Origin of the sequence: Dapis brunnea BLCC-M229 (genome assembly GCF_050015995.1) — a bacterium.
Taxonomy (GTDB): Bacteria; Cyanobacteriota; Cyanobacteriia; order Cyanobacteriales; family Microcoleaceae; genus Trichodesmium.
The window spans coordinates 22,853-42,018 of record NZ_JBNHEP010000261.1 but is presented as its reverse complement, the minus strand read 5'-3'; the positions used below and the strand labels follow the sequence as shown (position 1 = coordinate 42,018).

The following is a 19,166-nucleotide window of genomic DNA, read 5'->3' as shown; positions in this document are numbered from 1 at the left end:
CCAGGCGTAAATCCCTTTCTATATATAGCTTTCAACTAGCTTGTCACCCCGTGAGAGTTCAAACTCTAAAATTATCAAATCATACCTAGAGTTAGCAACGCGCAAAAAGTAAGGCTACTCACCTTACCTCATGACTCCTGACTCCTGACTCCTGGCTATATATCTCTCTTCAATACAAAAAAGAAAGGTTGTGGTACACCTTTAAAATCCATTAAACCCAATACTGTATTATTATCTATTTTTCTAAAGATGTCGTTAATTGGCAAATTATCATAAATCATCGTTGCACTAACCTTTTGACGATACTCCATCATACGAATCCTTGCCTGACTTTTCTCAGTTTTTAACATCAAGTTCATCAGGGTAAAAATAGGTTTCATGGCCTTACTTTTCAGAACTGGCAAACGAAGTCCCAAATTCATTGCAGTTGGATTTGGCTCGACCTTAAATATATTATTATTCCCATCTGAAAACAACAAAGGATGAACTTGGTCAACATCAACAAATTCTTTTCCGTACCAACCACTAGCTTCTAGTAAGCCATCCATGGGGTGATTTGTAGGAAATTCAGATCCTTGCCACCTACCTATCATAAACTCTAAGTTCACAGACTCTAACTCATCAAAAAATTTTAAGGCTTCCTCCGTACTAGCTTCTCCATTTTCCACAGTTGTATTGAACTTTTCTAAAGTGTTCATCTTAGCTTTTTGGTTACTTACTATAGAACATAGTATATTTGTATTTAGACTGATAGATTAATTTTCTTTAGAATTCAAGATTATCTTTATTGGTCAGCAGAAAATTATTTATTTGTGTGGGGCGAATTCTATGCACCGAATATTAAAAATAAAACAAATCCTCACTGGCACTTTAACAACAATGGCCAGTCTTACCCTCTTTTCAATTGGGAATATACAGAGTTCCTTGGCAGCAGAATCTTATACTCAATCTTTGCAAGAACTCTATGAGACGCGGGATAGCATAGTTAATAAATTAGAATCTCTGCCTACTCCTAGAAAAAGATTATTCTTTTCTGAGGAAAATCAAGCAACATTAGAAAAACAAGAAAACCTAGTTCAAAAATTACAAGAAATTGAAGTTCAAATATTAATTGAACAGCGAGCTAATGATAATTGGAGACAAGCATTAACTCTAGGTGCCCAAGCTGCTGAGGTGGGAGTATCTGCAAATCCAACTGTCAAAACTAGAGAAACAGAAAAACATCTCTGGCAACAAGCTATTTATAACTTACAGGAAATTCCTGCCGACTCATTTATTGGAGGAAAAACTAATAAAAAACTTAAAGAATATAAGCGCAGTCTCAATCATTCTTCCGATCAATTAAACCTAACTAAATCTAACTTTTTAGATAAAATTCGTAAAGAAAGTGGTCTATCAAGCAGAGCTACAATTACTATCTGTAACTTACGCAGAGAATGTTTAAACTTAAATGGTAATAAAGCTCCGGCAAGTGCCGCAAGTTTAATCAAAGTTCCTATTGCTGTGGCATTGATGCAAAAAGTATCGAAAGAAAATATTAGTTTAGATACTCCTGTTTATGTTAGTCGAGGTAACTTTACTGAAGATGCTTCAGAAATTCGGGCGAGAAAACGTTATCCCTTAAAAACTTTGGTCGGACAAATGATTGACCATAGTAGTAATATTGCCACAAATCAACTAATTGATTATTTAGGGCAACCTTATATTAATAAAGTTCTCAAAAATGATGGTTACAAAGTTATTCGGGTCAACTATAAATTAATGGGCAACCGTATTAGGCCAAAAAATCCTGGTAAAGGTCGTAATAGTTTGACTAGCAATGAACTGACAGATATGATGGTCTCAATATATAACAATGAGTATCCAAATTCTGATGTATTGATAGAAGCATTAGCTCGTCAGAAGGATAGGTTATTGGGATATGCTGGTTTAGAAAAATTGCCAGAAGTTAAATGGTTAGGTGAAAAGACTGGACAAAATTCTCGCGCTCTAGGTACTACTTTGGGGCTAAGTATTGATGGTGAAGTCTATCTAATGACTGTAATTGATAGTCGTGGTGGACGAGACCCTCAAATTCGTAATTGTATTAATAAGTTGGCAAAATATCTGATTGATAATGATGGTCTGCTTTAATTAATGGATAATTAATAATGGATAACAGATAATTGATAATGATGGTTTGCTGTAGATAATGAGAAACCGGGTTTGTAGGAGGTAGGCATTTAAAATAAACCCGGTTTCTAGGCTTTTTTATACCAATAATAACAGTGAATTTTTAAAGGTAAACTCATAAATTTATAACTTATATCATGTGTGGATAATCAGTGATAAAAAAAGTTTTTGTTTGTAGTTAGGCTTTAGCCCTAAGTTATAGATGGGTCTAAAGCCCAACTACAAACTTTAATAAGAACTATTCAACCGAACATGATATTAAATCCCACATTCCGCACTTCATAATGTAGCATAAAAAGATACATGAATCATCATCAGAATTTCAGCCAACTTATTGTTCCCACATTCCGCACTTCAAAATGTAGCATAAAAAGATACATGAACCATCACCAGAATTTTAGCTAACAAATTAATTGTATGGAACATAAAAAAGTGAGGGTTAGAGTATTGTTGTTGAACCTGGGAGTTCTCTTGGCAGCAAAAAACACAGGAGCAACTATACTCGAGTCAAGAGCATCAATCAATTTTCGTGTAGCAGGTAGTGCGATCGCGTACCATCAAAATCACTAATAATATTTTTGACAAGCAGAGGGTAAAAACTGTAAAATCAAACTCCGTTCCTCTGTGAGATTAACTGGATATTCTCTTGACTATATAAAGCACTATCACAGACCATAATACTATCTAGTTTGATTTGTTTTTTGACACATTGTAAAATTTGGCCAAATACTGATTTATCTGATTCATTTCCGCTACTCTGCCCTGATCAACAATGGTATTCCACTATCACTACTAACAATTAAATCTAATATACATGTAAGCATTCAGCTATTAGCAGTCAGCTTGAGCGCAATAAAAATGAACGATGTAGCTCCATAGACTTTTAAGGTTAACTGATAGACTTTTACAGTAACTTTTAATTAGCATGAAATCTCGCTTATTACTTTTTCCTCTTTTAAAGGTAATGAAGCTGATAGCTGAGAGCTGACCGCTGAATGCTTACTTTCTAACATCATCTAGTTTGTATCTTTAGTAATTAATAGTGCTAAAAACTTGAGAACTACTTTCTTGTGCAAGAATGCCTCAAAACTGAAATTTATCACCCAAATAATATTGACGTACTAAAGGGTTGTTATAAAGTTCTTCTGCTGTTCCAGATGCTAAGATTTGTCCATCTCGCATAATATAGGCTCTGTCAGTAATTTCTAAAGTTTCCCTCACATTATGATCCGTAATTAGGATGCCCATCTTTTGTTCTCCTAATTTGGCTACTATCTTTTGAATCTCAGAAACAGCTATTGGGTCTACTCCCGCAAATGGTTCATCTAAAAATAAAAATTTTAGTCCATCTTGGTTAGATGCTAAAGCTCTAGCTAATTCTGTTCGCCGACGTTCCCCCCCAGAAACTTGAGAACCTAAAGTAGAAGCTATTTTTTCTAAACGAAACTCATGTAATAGAAACTCTAAACGCCTTTTCCACTCACGACGAGGCACTTTTGTTTGTTCTAAGACTAGGAGAATATTATCTTTCACACTAAGGTTACGAAAAATACTGGGTTCCTGAGCTAGATAACCAATACCAAGTTTTGCTCTTTTATGCATTGGTAAAGTTGTTATATCTAACTCATTTAAAATGACAGTGCCAAGTGAAGGTTTTTCTAGACCTGTAGCAATATAAAATGTAGTAGTTTTACCTGCACCATTGGGACCTAGTAAGCCAACAATTTCTCCCTGAGCAATAAATATATTAACTCGACTCACCACAGCACGCTTACCATAATATTTGTGAATATTCTCAAGAACAATTTTCATATTTGAGTTAGAAGCCAGCTTTTAAAAATTGAATTAGACAGTAGAGTTCAATAATTGGATCTAATGTCTAAATTTTTCACCAAGCTATAGAAACAATAAATATCCCATCAATTCCAGGCTAGTTCAAAATACATATAATATCAAATTTGTCAATAAAAATCGTTAATTATAGCAATTCTCATACTGGTAAGGTATAGTGCTACGTGCAAGTCAGAAGTCATAAGGCGCGAAGTCAGAAGTCATCTCCCTCGTGAGTTTGAGCATTGATAAATGTCCGCGCCCTATTTGCGTAGTGCTATACAAAATTCTAATTTTTAGGCAACAGATAATAAGAAATAGAGAATAAGGAATAGCAATAAAAAAGATGAGTAAGGTTGAGAAAGGTTATATTTAGATTATGGACTTATTGGAGTTTTAAAGGCTGGCTTTGGATTAAATGGGGCAGAAACAGCACTTTCTACATCTGTTCCTTGACCTGCGGGAACTACATATATAGATTCTACTTGCCCTTGGGATTGAGGTAGAGCAATAAAGCGTCCTTCATCTATCAGATAGGTGACAGTTTCTCCCCGAATTGTATTACCATCCTGTAGTATAAATACATCTCCACTAAGAACAATTCTACGTTCTCGGCTGAAATATTGAGCTTGAGCTGCTGTTGCTTGAATTTTGCGAGCAGGGTAGTTAATTTGGACATTACCACGAGCTGTAACAACTCCTGTTCTGGCATCAGCTTCTTGAATATCCGAGCGAACAGTAAGACTACGACCTGAAGAATTTTGATTTCTTGGGGGTTGACTAGGGTTAATTTGAGCAGTCGTAGGATATGTAATAGAATTTATTATCGCCAGAGGTAATATCAAGAGCAGTCCTTTGAATATCAGTGATTTTGATATTTTCTTGTTGAGTATCATTTTTAATTAAGTACAAAATTGTCAAGAGGTCCACCATCTCGACCCTTGGGTATAAATTAAGTATTTAGTTATTTTACCCAATCCTGGGATTTAGTCGCCAGTGTTTTTGATTTACCATTTATAAAGATAGGGTTTTGTCAAGTATCTAGTTATTGTATATTCTCATTATCTTGAGGTTTATTCATTAGTTATAAATTTTACATAAGCTTGACTAAGATTATCAATTTCATGTGATTAATTATTGAGAGTTTATATAACAATTTTAGTAGGGTAAAATAGAGACAATCTCTAATATCTAATTCGACTAATTACTTATTTGATAATTTAGCATTCAAGATTCATAAATTAGGATAAATTAAGGCTGTGATACTGTTGATAATCAGAAAAATTATATGGGAGTTATATACTATTTAAGAGGAATTTTTGGAATAACTTACAACTGGATTTAATATAGAGTGTCTCAGGCTAATTATAGCAATCCGCCCATTGGTTGTGAGAATTTTTATAATAGTTAATTTGAACTGAAAACCTTTAAAATTATGACTCCTGACTCCTGACACCTAATTGCCACCAAAATATTACAACTTAAATAGGATTGCTATAGGTACAGCAAGTACACAAAATTAATTACACATTTTGTTAGACTGAACCCTTATATTGTATGCCTCACATCAAATTAGGGTAGGTAAACAATTTTGTTTAGGTGCTTATCTTTTTTTCTCTTCACTGTTGCCTAAAACCTAGAATTTTATACTTCACTACCATGGGAATTGCTATATCATACCAAGCTTGGTTTTTTCAAAATATTTATAATACCAAGCATGAAAAAAGAATATTACGAATAGTAAGTGTGATTAAAAGACTTTACAGGAGATTTCCCTTTGACAGAAAAGATAATTTCCGACCTAAAAAATGGCATTGAAGCAATTCATTCTGACTCCTGACTTCTGACTTCCCCTCCTAGGAGGGGTTAGGGGTGGGTTGACTCCTAATAAACAGCCTAGTTATTTGTAGCAAACATTTATAAAATTGGTATAACTCAATACGATTCAGATAAGACAAAAATTAATCTGAATAAAAACATAAATAAGAAGCTCTCTGGCAAATCACATATTTGCAAAAAAAATCCTTAACTAAATGGTATTGATTTATAATTCCTCCCTGTTCTCTACTTTCATAAGTCACAACATAACCAAACCTGATTTAATATAACAACTCCCAAAAACAAAAAAACTCTGTCTTTAATATCTGTTGAGAAATCAGCTCTTAGATCAATAAGAACTTTGGTGGTGGTGCATAGTAATGGTAGAGTAGAGTGTGGGGAGTGTGGGGAGTGTGGGTAAAAATTAAAAAAATATATATCCTCACCATTACTATGCAGGACTACCAGAACTTTTTAAATATCTCCTAAAAATTCAGATTTTTATGACAAGCTAAAACCTAAAACCTAACACCTAACATCTACTTCAACTTAACTTCTATACTTTGAAGTGATTGTAGCATTAACAGTTATATTCTCTCTCTCAAAATTTTGTTTCAATCTGTAACAAAACTCACGGGCTACATTCCACTGTTTTCTTGGTATTGTTTTCACTCTAATCGTAATTTCTACTTCCGTTTGAGAAACATTATTTACAGCTAAAATACTAGCATGATCGAGGATTTTATCTCCCCAACTTAAATCATTTATCAACTCATTAGTAACTTGCTTAATTAACTTTAATGCTAGACTTAAATTAGTATCTAAATTAACTTTTATTCTTAAATCAATACTTGCCCAATCTTTAGTCAAATTATGTACTGTAGAAATATTGCCATGAGGAATAATACTTAAGCGTCCTCCAGAATCACGCAATTGTGTCACCCGAAAATTCATGTCTTCTACATAGCCAATAGTATAATCTAAATCAATAATATCGCCAATTGCATATTGATCTTCTAGCAATATTAAAATTCCACTGATTATATCTTTAACTAAATTATGACCACCTAAAGAAACTGTCAAACTAATAATACCTAAACCTACTAATATGATAATTAGAGAAATATTTAAGTTTTGAAATACCAAAAGTATACCTAGACAAGCTAATGTAAACATTACAATTCCTTGCAATGTATGGGAAAAAGTAATTGCTCGTGATACTGTTCTTTGAACAGAAGTTTCTGTTTCTAGTCTCTGAAAACTATTAATGGCAAACCAGTTGATTATAACCGGACTGGCTTGAATTATTAAGTAAGTACCGATGATTGTAGTTAACACCATGGCATAAGAAAGTAAGAAAATTTGTAGCCAACGACTATAAGGAAAATTTCCTAAAATCCAGCCAATACCACACAGCCATAAAATTATGTGAATTACTTGCAATAAACTTCTGAAAAAAGAATTTTTATCTTGCTGTTGTTCCCATATTAACTGTTGTTTTTGTCCGAGGTTTAATTCTGGTTTTACTGTGGTTAATTGTTGATTATTTCTCAATTCATCTATTTGGGGATAAGACAATTTTAAACTTTCTATGAGTTTTTGAAGTTTTTGATATTTCTTGAAGCAGTATTTTTGCAAAATTGATATGAGAAAGCTCAACAGTATCAAAGCTAATATTATCCCTGTAGAAATTAAAATTTGTCTGAATAAATAGTCTGGTTGTCGCTCTGTCTGTGCCCTGATTAAGGCATCTCTCATAAAACCAATAATCTGATTAGCTAAATCTTCTCTAGATATGCCATGAATTTGAGCATCTAAATCTGTAATAGCAATCAATTCTTGATTTTTCAGTTCTTCTGCATCGGAAGCAAATACTAAAGTCTGGTTTTCCAGGATTTCAAGAGTTAATTTTAAAGTATCCGTATCAAAGCAATTTTTAATCGTTTGTCTGAGATTATTTTCATACAGTTTGACTCGAATATTGAGAGGAGATGTTTTGCTGTTTCCTTGAATTTCTTGCCCGGCTATTGCTGCGACTTTGAAAATTTCTCTGCCGTCTATTTTGATTGGTTTATAAACTATGTTGCTAATAGGTGTTAATGAGTTAACTTGACTGAGATTTTCAATATTACTATTTTGTGATTTTTCTAAAGTCTGACTTAATGCTAAATCAGCGTTGTTAATTGTAATAATGAAGGTTAACAGACTCAAGAATATTACAGTTATAATTTTTGATATTTTATAACAATTGTAGAACAAATTTTTCTTGATTGGTATGAGTTTTAATGAAAGAAATTTAAAAATTTCCATAAGCCATTACATATACAATTAGTCTACTGATTGCTTTCTCTTCAGAATAAGAAGTATCCGGACATAAATCTTAGTATTTGAATAATTAGTTAATCAGATAAGTAGGCAGGCAAAATTTAAGGTAAAATAGGAAATATTGTAAATTTAAGCATTCAGTTGTCAGCTAGCCTCTTACAGAAGAACTGCGTTAGCCTCCTGGGGAGGAACTGCGTTAACAGCTATCAGCTTCCGAACCACATATACAATTTCCCGCCACATAATTGTATGGTTTGACAATTAAAGTTTGTCGTTCTTGTACTTCAATTCTCTGGTTGAAAATGTAGTAGAAATTAAACTAATTGTTGCTTCATTGATTAAAAAGCTGAATGCTTACTTGTAAATTTTTTCAAACTATTCTGACTTTTTTTAGGATAAATTTATGAATTGCGCCTACCTGTAAATCGCCAAACTTCCGGCTCCAGTATCTGATTAGTATGAATTTGTAGCAAAATTTTTGCCAATTCAAAATAGATAATATTTCTTTGTTATTGCTGCACAAAAAAGAGTTTTTCTTAAAAAAAATTAATCTTAGTTTTGGACGTTAAGTGCAACGATTAATGTTGAAAATATAATTAATAATAATTAGAAAAAAATGATATAATAGGAAAATAATTAGTGAGATTTTGCCTAAAGTAAAATGATTACAGAAGTTTCTTTGATTGAAATAGCAAAAACCACCCGCCAAGCAGCACAAAAATCAGCAGTTTTATCTACAGAAGCCAAAAATCAAGCTATTGAAGCAGTTGCCCAAGCATTAGAAAAAGCAGCACCAAAAATTCTTACAGCAAACCAACTTGACTGCAAGATAGCTGAAACTGATGGAATTGCCAAACCGCTCTATAATAGATTGAAAATGAATGAAGCTAAACTAAAAAGCGCGATCGCTGGTTTACGCAATGTCGCAACTCTTCCCGAACCTGTAGGTATGGTGCAAATACATCGGGAACTAGATACAGGATTAACTCTCAAGCGTATCACTTGTCCCCTGGGAGTTGTTGGTGTCGTCTTTGAAGCTCGTCCAGATGCTGTTATTCAAATTTCAGCTTTAGCAATTAAATCAGGAAATGGCGTCATTCTTAAAGGGGGTAAAGAAGCAATTAATTCATGTCAAGAGTTAGTTACAGCAATTCGCCAAGGTTTATCCACAACTTCTGTTAACCCTGATGCAGTGCAGTTATTAACTACCAGGGAAGAAACTCTGGAGTTACTGAAGTTAGATGAATATGTTGATTTAATTATTCCTAGGGGTTCTAATTCTTTTGTCAGATTTGTTCAAGAAAATACTCAAATTCCGGTTTTAGGTCATGCGGAAGGAATTTGTCATGTCTATGTCGATAAATTTGCAGATATTCAAAAAGCAGTAGCAATTACTGTGGATGCCAAAACTCAGTATCCTGCAGCTTGTAATGCTGCTGAAACTTTGTTAGTTCACACTGATGTTGCTGCTAAGTTTCTCCCAGAAGTTTTCCCCGAACTCAAAAAACGTCAGGTTGAGTTACGCGGTGACGCAGCTACTCAGCAAATTTTGTCATCGGTTAAGGTAGCGACAGATGTAGACTGGGCAACAGAATATAGCGATCTAGTCTTGTCCGTTAAAGTAGTTGATACTTTAGAAGAAGCGATCGCTCACATCAATACTTATGGTTCCGGACACACAGATGCTATTGTCACTGAGGATGGAAAAGCTGCGGAGACATTCCTAGCACAAATAGATGCTGCTGGTGTATTCCATAACTGCTCAACTCGATTTTCTGATGGTTTCCGTTATGGTTTTGGTGCTGAAGTAGGAATTAGTACCCAGAAAATGCCACCAAGAGGTCCCGTAGGTTTAGAAGGATTAGTGACTTATAAATATCAAATTGTTGGGGACGGTCATATTGCTGCCACTTATGCTGGTGATAACGCTAAAGCATTTACCCACCGAAATTTGCAATTTTGATTTTGGCTGCATTGAATTTTTGTCAGATATCGCCCTAATTCTCATCACTGTTGTTCTCTTGACCTGAAACTGGAGGAAAATTTGGTGAACCCTCTGGTGGAAAATCCAGAGTATCACGAAGTCGATCGCGCTGTTCAGTAGATAATTCAGGAAAAGGAAGTAGACCCTTTGACCGCCAAAGCTGAACTTCAGCCTCAGCAGCGCGACTTCTCTCAAGATCGAGTCCGCTATCTTTAGAGATATAATTCGTCTGGGAGGGAAAAGCAAAACCTGTTCCTGATAATTCAACTATATCATTAACTCTTAGCAGCACATCCTCTTGAATTGAATGTCGATTTCTGTATTAGGAATAGTCCATTTAGAAAATTTCTGATGGTCAGTAACAAATTTTAAATCAGGAATCTCATCATAAGTTGGTATCTCAATTCGGTCAAAAATTCCCTTCAGCATCAGAGTTGCTTCCAACCCCTTATCCTGTTTCAGACGAGAAGGTATCTCGCTAAGATTCAGATTTTTGAACTTCTACCATCAACAATTTTACACCAAAACCTTATTGACTTGTGTCTATAGCAACCAAAACTTTTTCACCAGACTCTACTTAATAGAATAAATCTAATTTCTCAGAACAAATCCAACACTTCTAACTGCAATATTTCCTCTCTATTTTTCAAAGCATTAGAGGTTTAAATCCATGCTTAACAGATAACTTTCCAATTAATTCCATTTTTTCCACAGTAATTAAATTCCGTCCCCAAGAAAAATTAGTATATAACTTCTCAAATTCGAGTAGCATTGACTCAGCAAAACAAGCAAATAATTGACGACCTGGTACCTCCATATTGACAATGTTCATAATTTTCCAGTCAATCTCAAGAGAGTGTTCTACAATTCCACCATTGAGAACATAGATTCCTTCTTGCTGAACTTTAGTAGCCATATTTTTGGGATAACCACCATCAATCAATAAACAGGGCTTCTTTAACAGACTTGAATTGATTTCTACACCTTTGGGCATACTAGCAACCCAAACGATAATATCAGCTAGAGGCAAAGCTGCATCTAATTCTAGAATTTTGCCCCTACCTAATTCCCCTTGCAGATTTTTTAGTGGCTCTTGCTTACGAGCTATCAATAATAATTCTTCTACTTCTGTCTTAGTACTCAACCAACGACATACTGCGCTACCAATATCACCAGTTGCCCCACATACAGCTACTGTTGCTTTTGACAAATCAATTCCTAACTTTTGCGCCCCTTGTTCTACTTGCTGACAGATAATATAAGCTGTGTGAGTATTGCCAGTAGTAAAACGTTTAAATTCCAATGTAATATTGCGAATTTGCTTAAACTTCTGCAAATTAAAATTCTCAAAAATAATTGATGAAAACCCACCCAAAGCAGTTATATCGATACCATTCTTTTGAGCATGGGCCATGGCATTGATTATTTTACGGGTAGCTGCTTTGATTCGGCTAGAAGCTAGCATTTCTGGTAGAAAACAAGATTCTACATATTTGCCTTCAATTTTCTGACCTGTGATACTTGTTACTTTGATTGTATCTACTATTTGAGGTGGAGCGCTGCACCAGAATTCAAGACCTTGATCTGCGTATTCTGGATATCCTAAATCTCTTGCTACGGATTGGGCGTGTTCTAAGCTAGTTAGATGACCAATTAGACCAAACATTAAAATTTTAAGTTTTGATTATTATTAGGTTAGTTATTGCTGATGGTATGTGGAAATAAGGGTAGAATTGTAAATTGGCAAGTATCATTTTCACGCTTGAACAATCTTTTGTTAAATGTTATGCCATTACTCATTCCCAATCCTAATTTCCACATTGATTAAAATTAACTATGCGGCAACCAGACCATAAGCTGACATCCGCATAATTTCTCCAGTAGTAAAACCAATATTGTTCAGAGCTTCACCATAAGCAATCATAAAATCCTCAATTAATGCTTCTTTTTCCATTTCTAAAGTCTTAGCGTCTTTTTCTACCTGGTTCAGCATTTTCCATACTAGAGGTAAGTTTTGGCGATTTGCTTGTTGTAGTTCTGCTTTGGAGTCTTCAAAATGCTCTTTTAGCCATACTTCACCAAAGTTGAGGTGACTGTACTCATCTTTGACCACACCTTCAGTAATTTTTCGAGCAAAGGGATCGGCAACAGGAATATAAATATTGTATGCTGCGATCGCGAAACATTCAATAATTAGAGATTGAATTAACAGACAAGTTACGACATTGCCTGTAGATGCTGCGGTTTGAAAGTTCTGATGCAGTGGGTCAAAAAACTTTTTGGCAAACTCCATATCAGGTTTCACTTTCAGATTATTTCCACAAGCTTGAAAGCCTTTTTTGTGACGATTTTCCATTTTTGATAGCTTAATCAGCTCATCCTTTTGATCGGAAAGCATTTCGGCCAGTTTAATATAGTTTTCATAAGCCTCTTGCTCTCCTTCAATTACGATTGCATTGATTCGGCTATAGGCATCTTTGTACGTTTCAGTTTCAAATTTTGTTTGATCGGTTTCAATTTGAGACTTCACTTGATCTAGTTTAGTTTCACTTTGAGAATCCATGGTAGGAATTGCTTCAAGCTTTGGCATATGTTAGTTATCTCCTCATCACAAAATAGTTTTAGAAGTGGAAAGAAAAATATTTTATCAATCTTAACTTAGCTTATAGTTTACTGTACCTACTTTCTGGAATAATTGGTTAGTATAGCTATAATTTATCTTTTAATTAAGGCCCAACTTTTGTACAAACCTCCATTTCTACAAATTTTAGTTTAGATTCTGGTAATTCTACCTAAAAAATTATATATCAATTTATTGACCTTTTTCAGAGCATCAATCAAATAGTTAAGCTTTAGTTTCGTTAGTTATTAGGCTTTTGATTATCGCATTTTTTTGGCCATGTATTGTGGAGATTCACAATGGCCAATAATTATCGATCTTGACTCTAGTTATTATTGATAAATTTTGGTGTAGATACCAAAGGTTTACCTCTCTCATCTGTAAGATTAGTTGAGTTTTCTTCTCTCAACTGCTGAGATTGATCTGAAGGTAGAGTCTGATACTCTACAGGATCTGAAGGTAGAGTATCAGACTCTACAGATGGAGTAGGGATGAGCCAACTTTGCCAAAGACTAATTTGACTCTGGGCTGAATTATAAGCAAGACTATTTCTCGGAATTTTCCTAGCAATTGAGATTGCTCTTGGCACATCTCGGTTAACTACATCCATAGCGATCGACAATATTTGTTGACTCCATTGATTAATCAATTGGGAAGCCTCCAATTGCCTGGAACTAGAAGTTGGTACTTGCTGTGCTAAAGTAATTGCTGTAGCATAAGCATCTGCTGTTGCTGCTACTGCCGCTTGACGAGCATTCTCTAAACTTCTTTTGGCCTCTTGTTGAGATTGCCACTCTTGAATTTTACCTCTAGCTTGATTATAGAGGATTCTACCTGGTTGAATTTTTTTTGCTGTGGCAATTGCCTGTTCTGTATTACCCGACAATGCTAGTAGTTGTGCATTATCAAGAATTGGTTGGTCTTGAGAACGTTGAACTTTTTCTGTCCACCTATTAATTTTCTTTTGAGCTTCCTGATAAAGAGTTCTGTCCTGACCAATTTGACTTGCTTCATCAATTGCTGCTTGTAAGGAAGTTATATCGCCAAAGCTTGCTAATTTTTCGGCTTTCTCCAAAAAAGGCCGATCTTCTTGTTGTTGTAGTTGTCTACTCCAAGCTTCTATCAAAGTAGTTGCTTCTTGTCCCCGAGGGTTATAGGGAGGAATACTCTGCAATTTGGCGATCGCTGCTTTTAAATCACTAATTCCTTTGGGTTGGGCTAGTTTTTTTCCTTCTTCAATAATGGCGACATCTGCGATTTCTTGCTGCCACAGACCAATCAACTGTTGAGCTTTGCTGTAAAAAGGTCGTTCAGCTTTGAGTTTTTGAACTTGAGCTATAGCATCTTCTAGTCCTGCTATTGTACCTAAACTAGCTGGGGAATGGGCACGAGCTAATAATTCTATATCTTCTACCTTTTCCTGTAGGGCATCATTTTTTGGAACTTTATTGACTATATCAAGTGCCTCTTGCCAATTTCCTGCGTTTAATTTTACTGAAGCTATCTCTATTATTTGTTTTCCCAAATTAACCATTAACTTTTGAGCCGTTTGATAAATATAGCTCTTTTGTTCAATTTCTTGAACTTGTTTAATAGCATTTGTCAGATTATCTAGTCCACCTTGTTCCCCAATATCTCGTGCTTCGTTTAATTTGGCGCCTTCTTTCCGAGTTCTTTTAATATCGTTAATTAGTTCCTGGTATTTTTGTGTTCCCCAGTGAACATTTGGCACTGATAGTAAACGAGAGGCTTCTATGGAAGCTTGATTCCATTGTTCTTTACGCAAATATTCTTGAGTCTGCTTGTAATTTGCTTCAGCTTGATTCCAAGTTTTTTGCCAGTCTTGAATCTGTTTTTCTACGAGTGGGTAAGCTGGCACTTTCTGGGGAACTTTTTGGGCAATAGTAATAGCTTCTTCTAATTTTCCATCTTGAAAAGCTAAGTCCCCCAAGGACAATATTTTTTTCGACCACCTTTCAATATAACCATCTATTTGTGGACGCATTGGATGGTCATTTGATAAAACATCTACCAGATTAATTGCTTGAAGTAAACTGTCCACAGTTGAGGAAGTAGCTAACAACTGGGCACAATAAAGGCGTTTACTAGCAGATGCAGTACGCCAGTAAGTTGACTCACAATCTTCCTGAGAGGGTAACTTAAACAAAGCCGACATAGCTGTTATACCTGCTCCAGCGGGAACTATTACCAGTAGTCCTATCCACAACAACCCATAAATAGAACCTAGATTGTTTGGAGGTTTTGGTTTTTTGGGATCAGTTTTTTTTATTGGGGAAACTGAATGTTTTTCCTGATTAGAGTATTTTGCCGGAGATTTGTAGGTCTTGATCTGACTGCCATTTGATCTAAGTTCTTGCAGTCTTTGTTCGCGATTTTTCCGACGTTCAGGTAATTGCCTCTGACGGATTATCCGGCCATGGCCTATTGTTTTGTGCTTTTCATTCATATATGCTTTATCCTGAGCAGCAAGCAACGAAGATATTAAACTCTCATTACTTTCGGATTGATTCAGCCTACAAACAAGCTTTTATCTAAATTAAAGTTAATTTAATTATATGCGGTTTCTAGGTATACACTATTTTTTACATATTTGCAACCAATTATCTCAATGTTAGTTGAAGATTGGCGCTCTCCATCTCCCCTTTGAAAGCTATCCCTGATAAGGAACTCCTAAAATCCTTTTCCGATAGGGAGATGGGGGGGTGGGGTTAGGGGGAGGTGGGGGGAGTTTAGCCTCTAATTAAATACATTTACTCTCCTATCATATCCATTGAATGGTAAGAAACATAACCTTTTTCTAATGTCTAAGTTTTATGTTAAGAAAGATGTTTATAAAGCATAGCTAAAAAAGGGGCGATGGGAAAACAAATCAATATTCAGGTTTTCACGAGCTGCGTGTTAAGCTACATGGTAGTCCTGCATGCTAATAGTGAGGATATATATTTTTTGATTTCTCCCACACTCCTCATCCCCCCATCTCCCCACTCCTGGTGCTTCCTTTACCATTACTAACCACCACCAGCTACATTAGCCTGGTAGGCTAGAAGTGTCTAGGGGAGCCGTAGGATTGGCAAAGTACTGTGGAGCGAGTCTTGAGAGAAAAAAGAGGTTCCCCCGATTAGGCAGGTGATATGTTTCGCTGGGCGACATGAAAAGTGTTTTGGCTGTTGCCGACATGGATGGGTACCATGACAAACGGAAAGCTTCTCTGTAAGAGGCAATAGAAACCGCACGTCGTGATGTGACCAAATCCTTTGTTGTCGCCCTATGGGCAATGTTGGGAAGATTTGATTAATGGATAATGGATAATTACCTCTCCCTAAAACGGATTGGATTGACGCGGAGCGTGAAAATTTTTTCTGATCAAGGGGAGATTGGATCTGACGAGGAGACCTTGCCATCCCATCCTACTCCATGCTCCGCTTTCCGACCGCTCTCTTGGTCGATTGGAGGCTAGCGTTTCGCTGCGCGACATGAAACGCGTTTGCGGAGCATGACCTAGGATAGCGTCCCGGAGGGAACGGAAACCTCGCCATCCCTCGACCGCTTGTTTCTCCTAATTAGGAGAGGCTTTTTACCTTAATTATTCGGTAAAGTAGTTTAGATTGAATTATTAAAATTTATCGATCAAAACGTTGGTCTAAGAGTGGCGCTCTCTCAAAAGAGGAGTATCGCGAAGGCGGGAATAAATCTGCGGAAGTAATTCTGTACGCGGAAGTAATTCTGTACACAGTACCTCATAAAGACCAATCAATGTTGGTTGTACTTTTGACAGTAATCTAAAATCAATATACTACTAGCTAGTCTAGACTAAAGATTGTGGGTAAATACAGGCCGATAATATTGAATTTACTGCCTTCTTAGCAATTGCTTTACCCACATTCTAAAGCTAGACACCTTACTACTATAGGTAGGGCTACTGGGCTACCAGTGACAGCTTGTGGATCTACTGTAAGACTATCAAGAGGGAATAGGGCCGAAGGCCGATGCTATATTTCGCTGCACGACACAAAAAGCGTTTCGTCTGTCGCCGACATGAATGGAGAGCATGACAAATGGAAAGCTACTCTGTTAGGGTATCTCCCACCCAGTAGGCAAGAGGCCGCATCAACGTAAATCCCGTTTCCCTACGCGACATGAAAAGTTCAGGAGTGGGTAATACGGTTTAGGAATCCTGGGTTTTGGCCCAAGGGCAAGGTCTGGAGAATTTCAATGAGATGACCTCCGTAATTGTCCAATAGGCACTTCTGCGAAAGGTTGTTGTAAGTCTTGAATGAGTTGTGTGAGATCTTTTTGACTGGCTTGATATACTTCTGCACAAAATTCGCAGGTTACTTCGGCACCGTTGTCTTTTTCAATCATATCTTTTAGTTCGTCTATACCAAACATTTTTAAAGCTCCTAATACCCTCTCAAAAGAACAGTCACAGTTAAAACGGACTATTTGACGTTCGGGTAATATATTTAAACCCATATCTCCCAAAAGTTGTTGGAAAATTTCTGGTAATGTTTTGCCCGAACGTAGCAATGGAGTAAATCCTGATAGAGAGGCGATACGAGATTCTAGGGTTTGAACTAATTCTTCGTCTATGGCTGCTTTGGGCATGACTTGTAACAAAAGTCCTCCTGCTGCTTGTATGCCTTCTGTATCTACGAATACTCCTAGCACTACAGCTGATGGTGTTTGTTCTGATGTGACTAAATAATGGGTAATGTCATCTCCAATTTCTCCAGAGACTAATTCTACTGTACTGGAGTATGGGTAGCCGTGGCCTACATCTCTTACTATATATAAGTAACCTTGATTGCCTATTGCCTTTCCTACATCTAGTTTGCCGATTTGATTTGGTGATAGCTCAATTGTAGGATTTTCTACATAGCCTCGCACTGTTCCATCTAGGCCAGCATCAACTAGCACTCCTCCTAAAGGACCATTGCCCTGGACACTAATGTTAACTCTTGATTGTGGAGTTTTCATACTAGAAGCTAATAATAGTCCTGCGGCCATTGTTCGGCCTAGAGCAGCAGAGGCTACCCAAGAAAGTTTGTGTCGTTGTCTTGCTTCTTCGGTTAAGCGAGTGGTAATTGCACCAACAGCACGAATGCCTCCTTCTGCTGCCGTAGCTCTAATTAGTTGATCTGCCATTGGAGTCCTTACATTTCTTAATAATTCTGAGTTTCTTTATCATAACTCTCTTGGAATACTACAGGTGAAATTTGTCCAAGATAACCGGACTGTAGTAAAAAATAGATTAAAAATAGCATTATGTATATACTTGCGATGTTCTAATTTTGTTTGACAAAAAAACCAAAATATAAATAAATTTAAAAATTATATCTATTGTTATTAAAATTATATCTATTGTTATTAGTGATTAGATTGTTATGTTAGGTACTTTTCAAAAAAGCCATATAAGGATTGAGATTGAAGCTCCCGAAGCTACGATAAGAGATAGTTTGCTATGTCCATCTCAGTTACAAATATGGTTATGGCCTCAGCGTTTTTCTCCTGGACTACCAGAACAATTATCTGAGGGTGTAAAGTTTGAAACTTGGGTTGGACTGATAGAAATTAAGCATTATGTTGATATAGTGAGACCAAATTGTTTGAGACTTATACTTAGTCAAGGCATTGATGGGTTTCATGAGTGGTATTGGGGAGATGGTTGGGTACAATCTCGTCTGGAAGGAATATCTATGTTTCCTATAAATTTGGGTCAAACTTTTAGTTTGCTTCGCTTACGAGATTTTGTATCTGGTAAAGAATTAAGTGGTTAGGTTTTAGGTTATCTAATATTCAAGATATAGGATTATTAAAAACCTACAAAGAATTGATTACCTACTCTAATTCTCTGTAAATCTTGCAGTAAAATGATTTCAATCAAAGAAAAATATGTAATTATTTTTGTGTACCTGCTTATATCTTGTTGCAATAATCAGCATTGTTTTATGTATTGTACTAATTTTATCTACAATAAATGCTGATAGTGTACCGGTGAACATAGCAAAGATAGTGACATTTATAAACATGACAAATACTGCAATTATTTTTACTCTTAGTGAGGATGGTTGACTTGCAATTGGTTTGTCAGCAATACAGAGAGTAAATACTAAACCAAAATCCTTCTTCTAAGGAAGTGAAATTTGGATTATTATTACTTTCAAATATTGGGATAGCAACACTAGCAAAGATAATAATTAGCAATAGTAGTCCAAAAACAATTGAATATTGAAGAATAGCTCTTTGCAAGATATAGGGAAATGTGCTGGTATAATGGTTGAATCAACCAGATAATCTAAGTATTTGTACTAGGCGTAATAGTCGTAAAGCTCTAGTTATTCTGAACACTCTTAGTCAGGGTAATATGGCGAGTATATCTAACCAGTATTCTTGAAA

The 19,166-nt window shown here is 35.8% G+C and carries 13 protein-coding genes and 1 pseudogene; 4 read left to right on the top strand and 10 right to left on the bottom strand.

The window, feature by feature from the left end; translation table 11 throughout:
• Positions 1–155: 155 nt before the first annotated feature.
• Positions 156–698 carry a DUF4334 domain-containing protein gene (locus ACP6PM_RS30180; RefSeq protein WP_426590569.1) on the bottom strand — a complete coding sequence of 181 codons (543 nt, stop codon included), beginning with the start codon at positions 696–698 and terminating at the stop codon, positions 156–158.
• Positions 699–828: 130 nt separating this feature from the next.
• On the opposite strand from ACP6PM_RS30180, the gene ACP6PM_RS30175 reads away from it, so the two are divergent.
• Both ACP6PM_RS30175 and ACP6PM_RS30170 read left to right on the top strand, forming a co-directional pair.
• Entirely contained in the window at positions 829–2,133 is a 1,305-nt protein-coding gene (locus ACP6PM_RS30175; RefSeq protein WP_426590568.1) for a serine hydrolase, read from the top strand.
• Positions 2,134–2,589: 456 nt separating this feature from the next.
• Positions 2,590–2,742, top strand: a complete 153-nt coding sequence (locus ACP6PM_RS30170; protein ID WP_426590567.1) for a hypothetical protein — start codon at positions 2,590–2,592, stop codon at positions 2,740–2,742.
• A gap of 58 nt (positions 2,743–2,800) precedes the next feature.
• Here the strand turns inward: ACP6PM_RS30170 and ACP6PM_RS30165 are convergent.
• From ACP6PM_RS30165 to ACP6PM_RS30150, 4 genes and pseudogenes are all read right to left on the bottom strand, one after another.
• A pseudogene (locus ACP6PM_RS30165) lies at positions 2,801–2,987 on the bottom strand (IS1634 family transposase); the annotation flags it as partial.
• Positions 2,988–3,255: 268 nt separating this feature from the next.
• A complete protein-coding gene (lptB, locus tag ACP6PM_RS30160) occupies positions 3,256–3,984 on the bottom strand; it encodes an LPS export ABC transporter ATP-binding protein (RefSeq protein WP_426590566.1) in 729 nt (242 codons plus the stop codon).
• A gap of 395 nt (positions 3,985–4,379) precedes the next feature.
• A complete protein-coding gene (locus ACP6PM_RS30155; protein ID WP_426590565.1) occupies positions 4,380–4,898 on the bottom strand; it encodes an LptA/OstA family protein in 519 nt (172 codons plus the stop codon).
• Positions 4,899–6,369: 1,471 nt separating this feature from the next.
• Entirely contained in the window at positions 6,370–8,031 is a 1,662-nt protein-coding gene (locus tag ACP6PM_RS30150) for a mechanosensitive ion channel family protein (RefSeq protein ID WP_426590564.1), read from the bottom strand.
• Between the two features lie 775 nt (positions 8,032–8,806).
• Between ACP6PM_RS30150 and ACP6PM_RS30145 the strand changes: the two genes are divergently transcribed.
• Positions 8,807–10,108, top strand: coding sequence for a glutamate-5-semialdehyde dehydrogenase (locus tag ACP6PM_RS30145; protein WP_426590563.1), 1,302 nt, complete (start codon positions 8,807–8,809; stop codon positions 10,106–10,108).
• 34 nt (positions 10,109–10,142) lie between these two features.
• On the opposite strand, the gene ACP6PM_RS30140 is transcribed toward ACP6PM_RS30145, so the two are convergent.
• The 5 genes from ACP6PM_RS30140 to hslO all read right to left on the bottom strand — a co-directional run bounded on the left by ACP6PM_RS30140 (position 10,143) and on the right by hslO (position 17,915).
• Positions 10,143–10,421, bottom strand: a complete 279-nt coding sequence (locus ACP6PM_RS30140) for a hypothetical protein (protein ID WP_426590562.1) — start codon at positions 10,419–10,421, stop codon at positions 10,143–10,145.
• Positions 10,422–10,775: 354 nt separating this feature from the next.
• Complete coding sequence (locus ACP6PM_RS30135; RefSeq protein WP_426590561.1) at positions 10,776–11,795, bottom strand: long-chain acyl-[acyl-carrier-protein] reductase; 1,020 nt, start codon at positions 11,793–11,795, stop codon at positions 10,776–10,778.
• A gap of 168 nt (positions 11,796–11,963) precedes the next feature.
• Positions 11,964–12,719, bottom strand: a complete 756-nt coding sequence (locus ACP6PM_RS30130) for an aldehyde oxygenase (deformylating) (RefSeq protein ID WP_426590560.1) — start codon at positions 12,717–12,719, stop codon at positions 11,964–11,966.
• Between the two features lie 355 nt (positions 12,720–13,074).
• The gene (locus tag ACP6PM_RS30125; protein ID WP_426590559.1) at positions 13,075–15,216 is read right to left on the bottom strand and encodes a hypothetical protein; all 2,142 of its coding nucleotides are present in this window, start codon (positions 15,214–15,216) and stop codon (positions 13,075–13,077) included.
• Between the two features lie 1,763 nt (positions 15,217–16,979).
• The gene (hslO, locus tag ACP6PM_RS30120; protein WP_426590558.1) at positions 16,980–17,915 is read right to left on the bottom strand and encodes an Hsp33 family molecular chaperone HslO; all 936 of its coding nucleotides are present in this window, start codon (positions 17,913–17,915) and stop codon (positions 16,980–16,982) included.
• A gap of 239 nt (positions 17,916–18,154) precedes the next feature.
• On the opposite strand from hslO, the gene ACP6PM_RS30115 reads away from it, so the two are divergent.
• On the top strand, positions 18,155–18,547 hold the full coding sequence (locus ACP6PM_RS30115; RefSeq protein ID WP_426590557.1) for a hypothetical protein: 393 nt from the start codon (positions 18,155–18,157) through the stop codon (positions 18,545–18,547).
• Positions 18,548–19,166 lie beyond the last annotated feature (619 nt).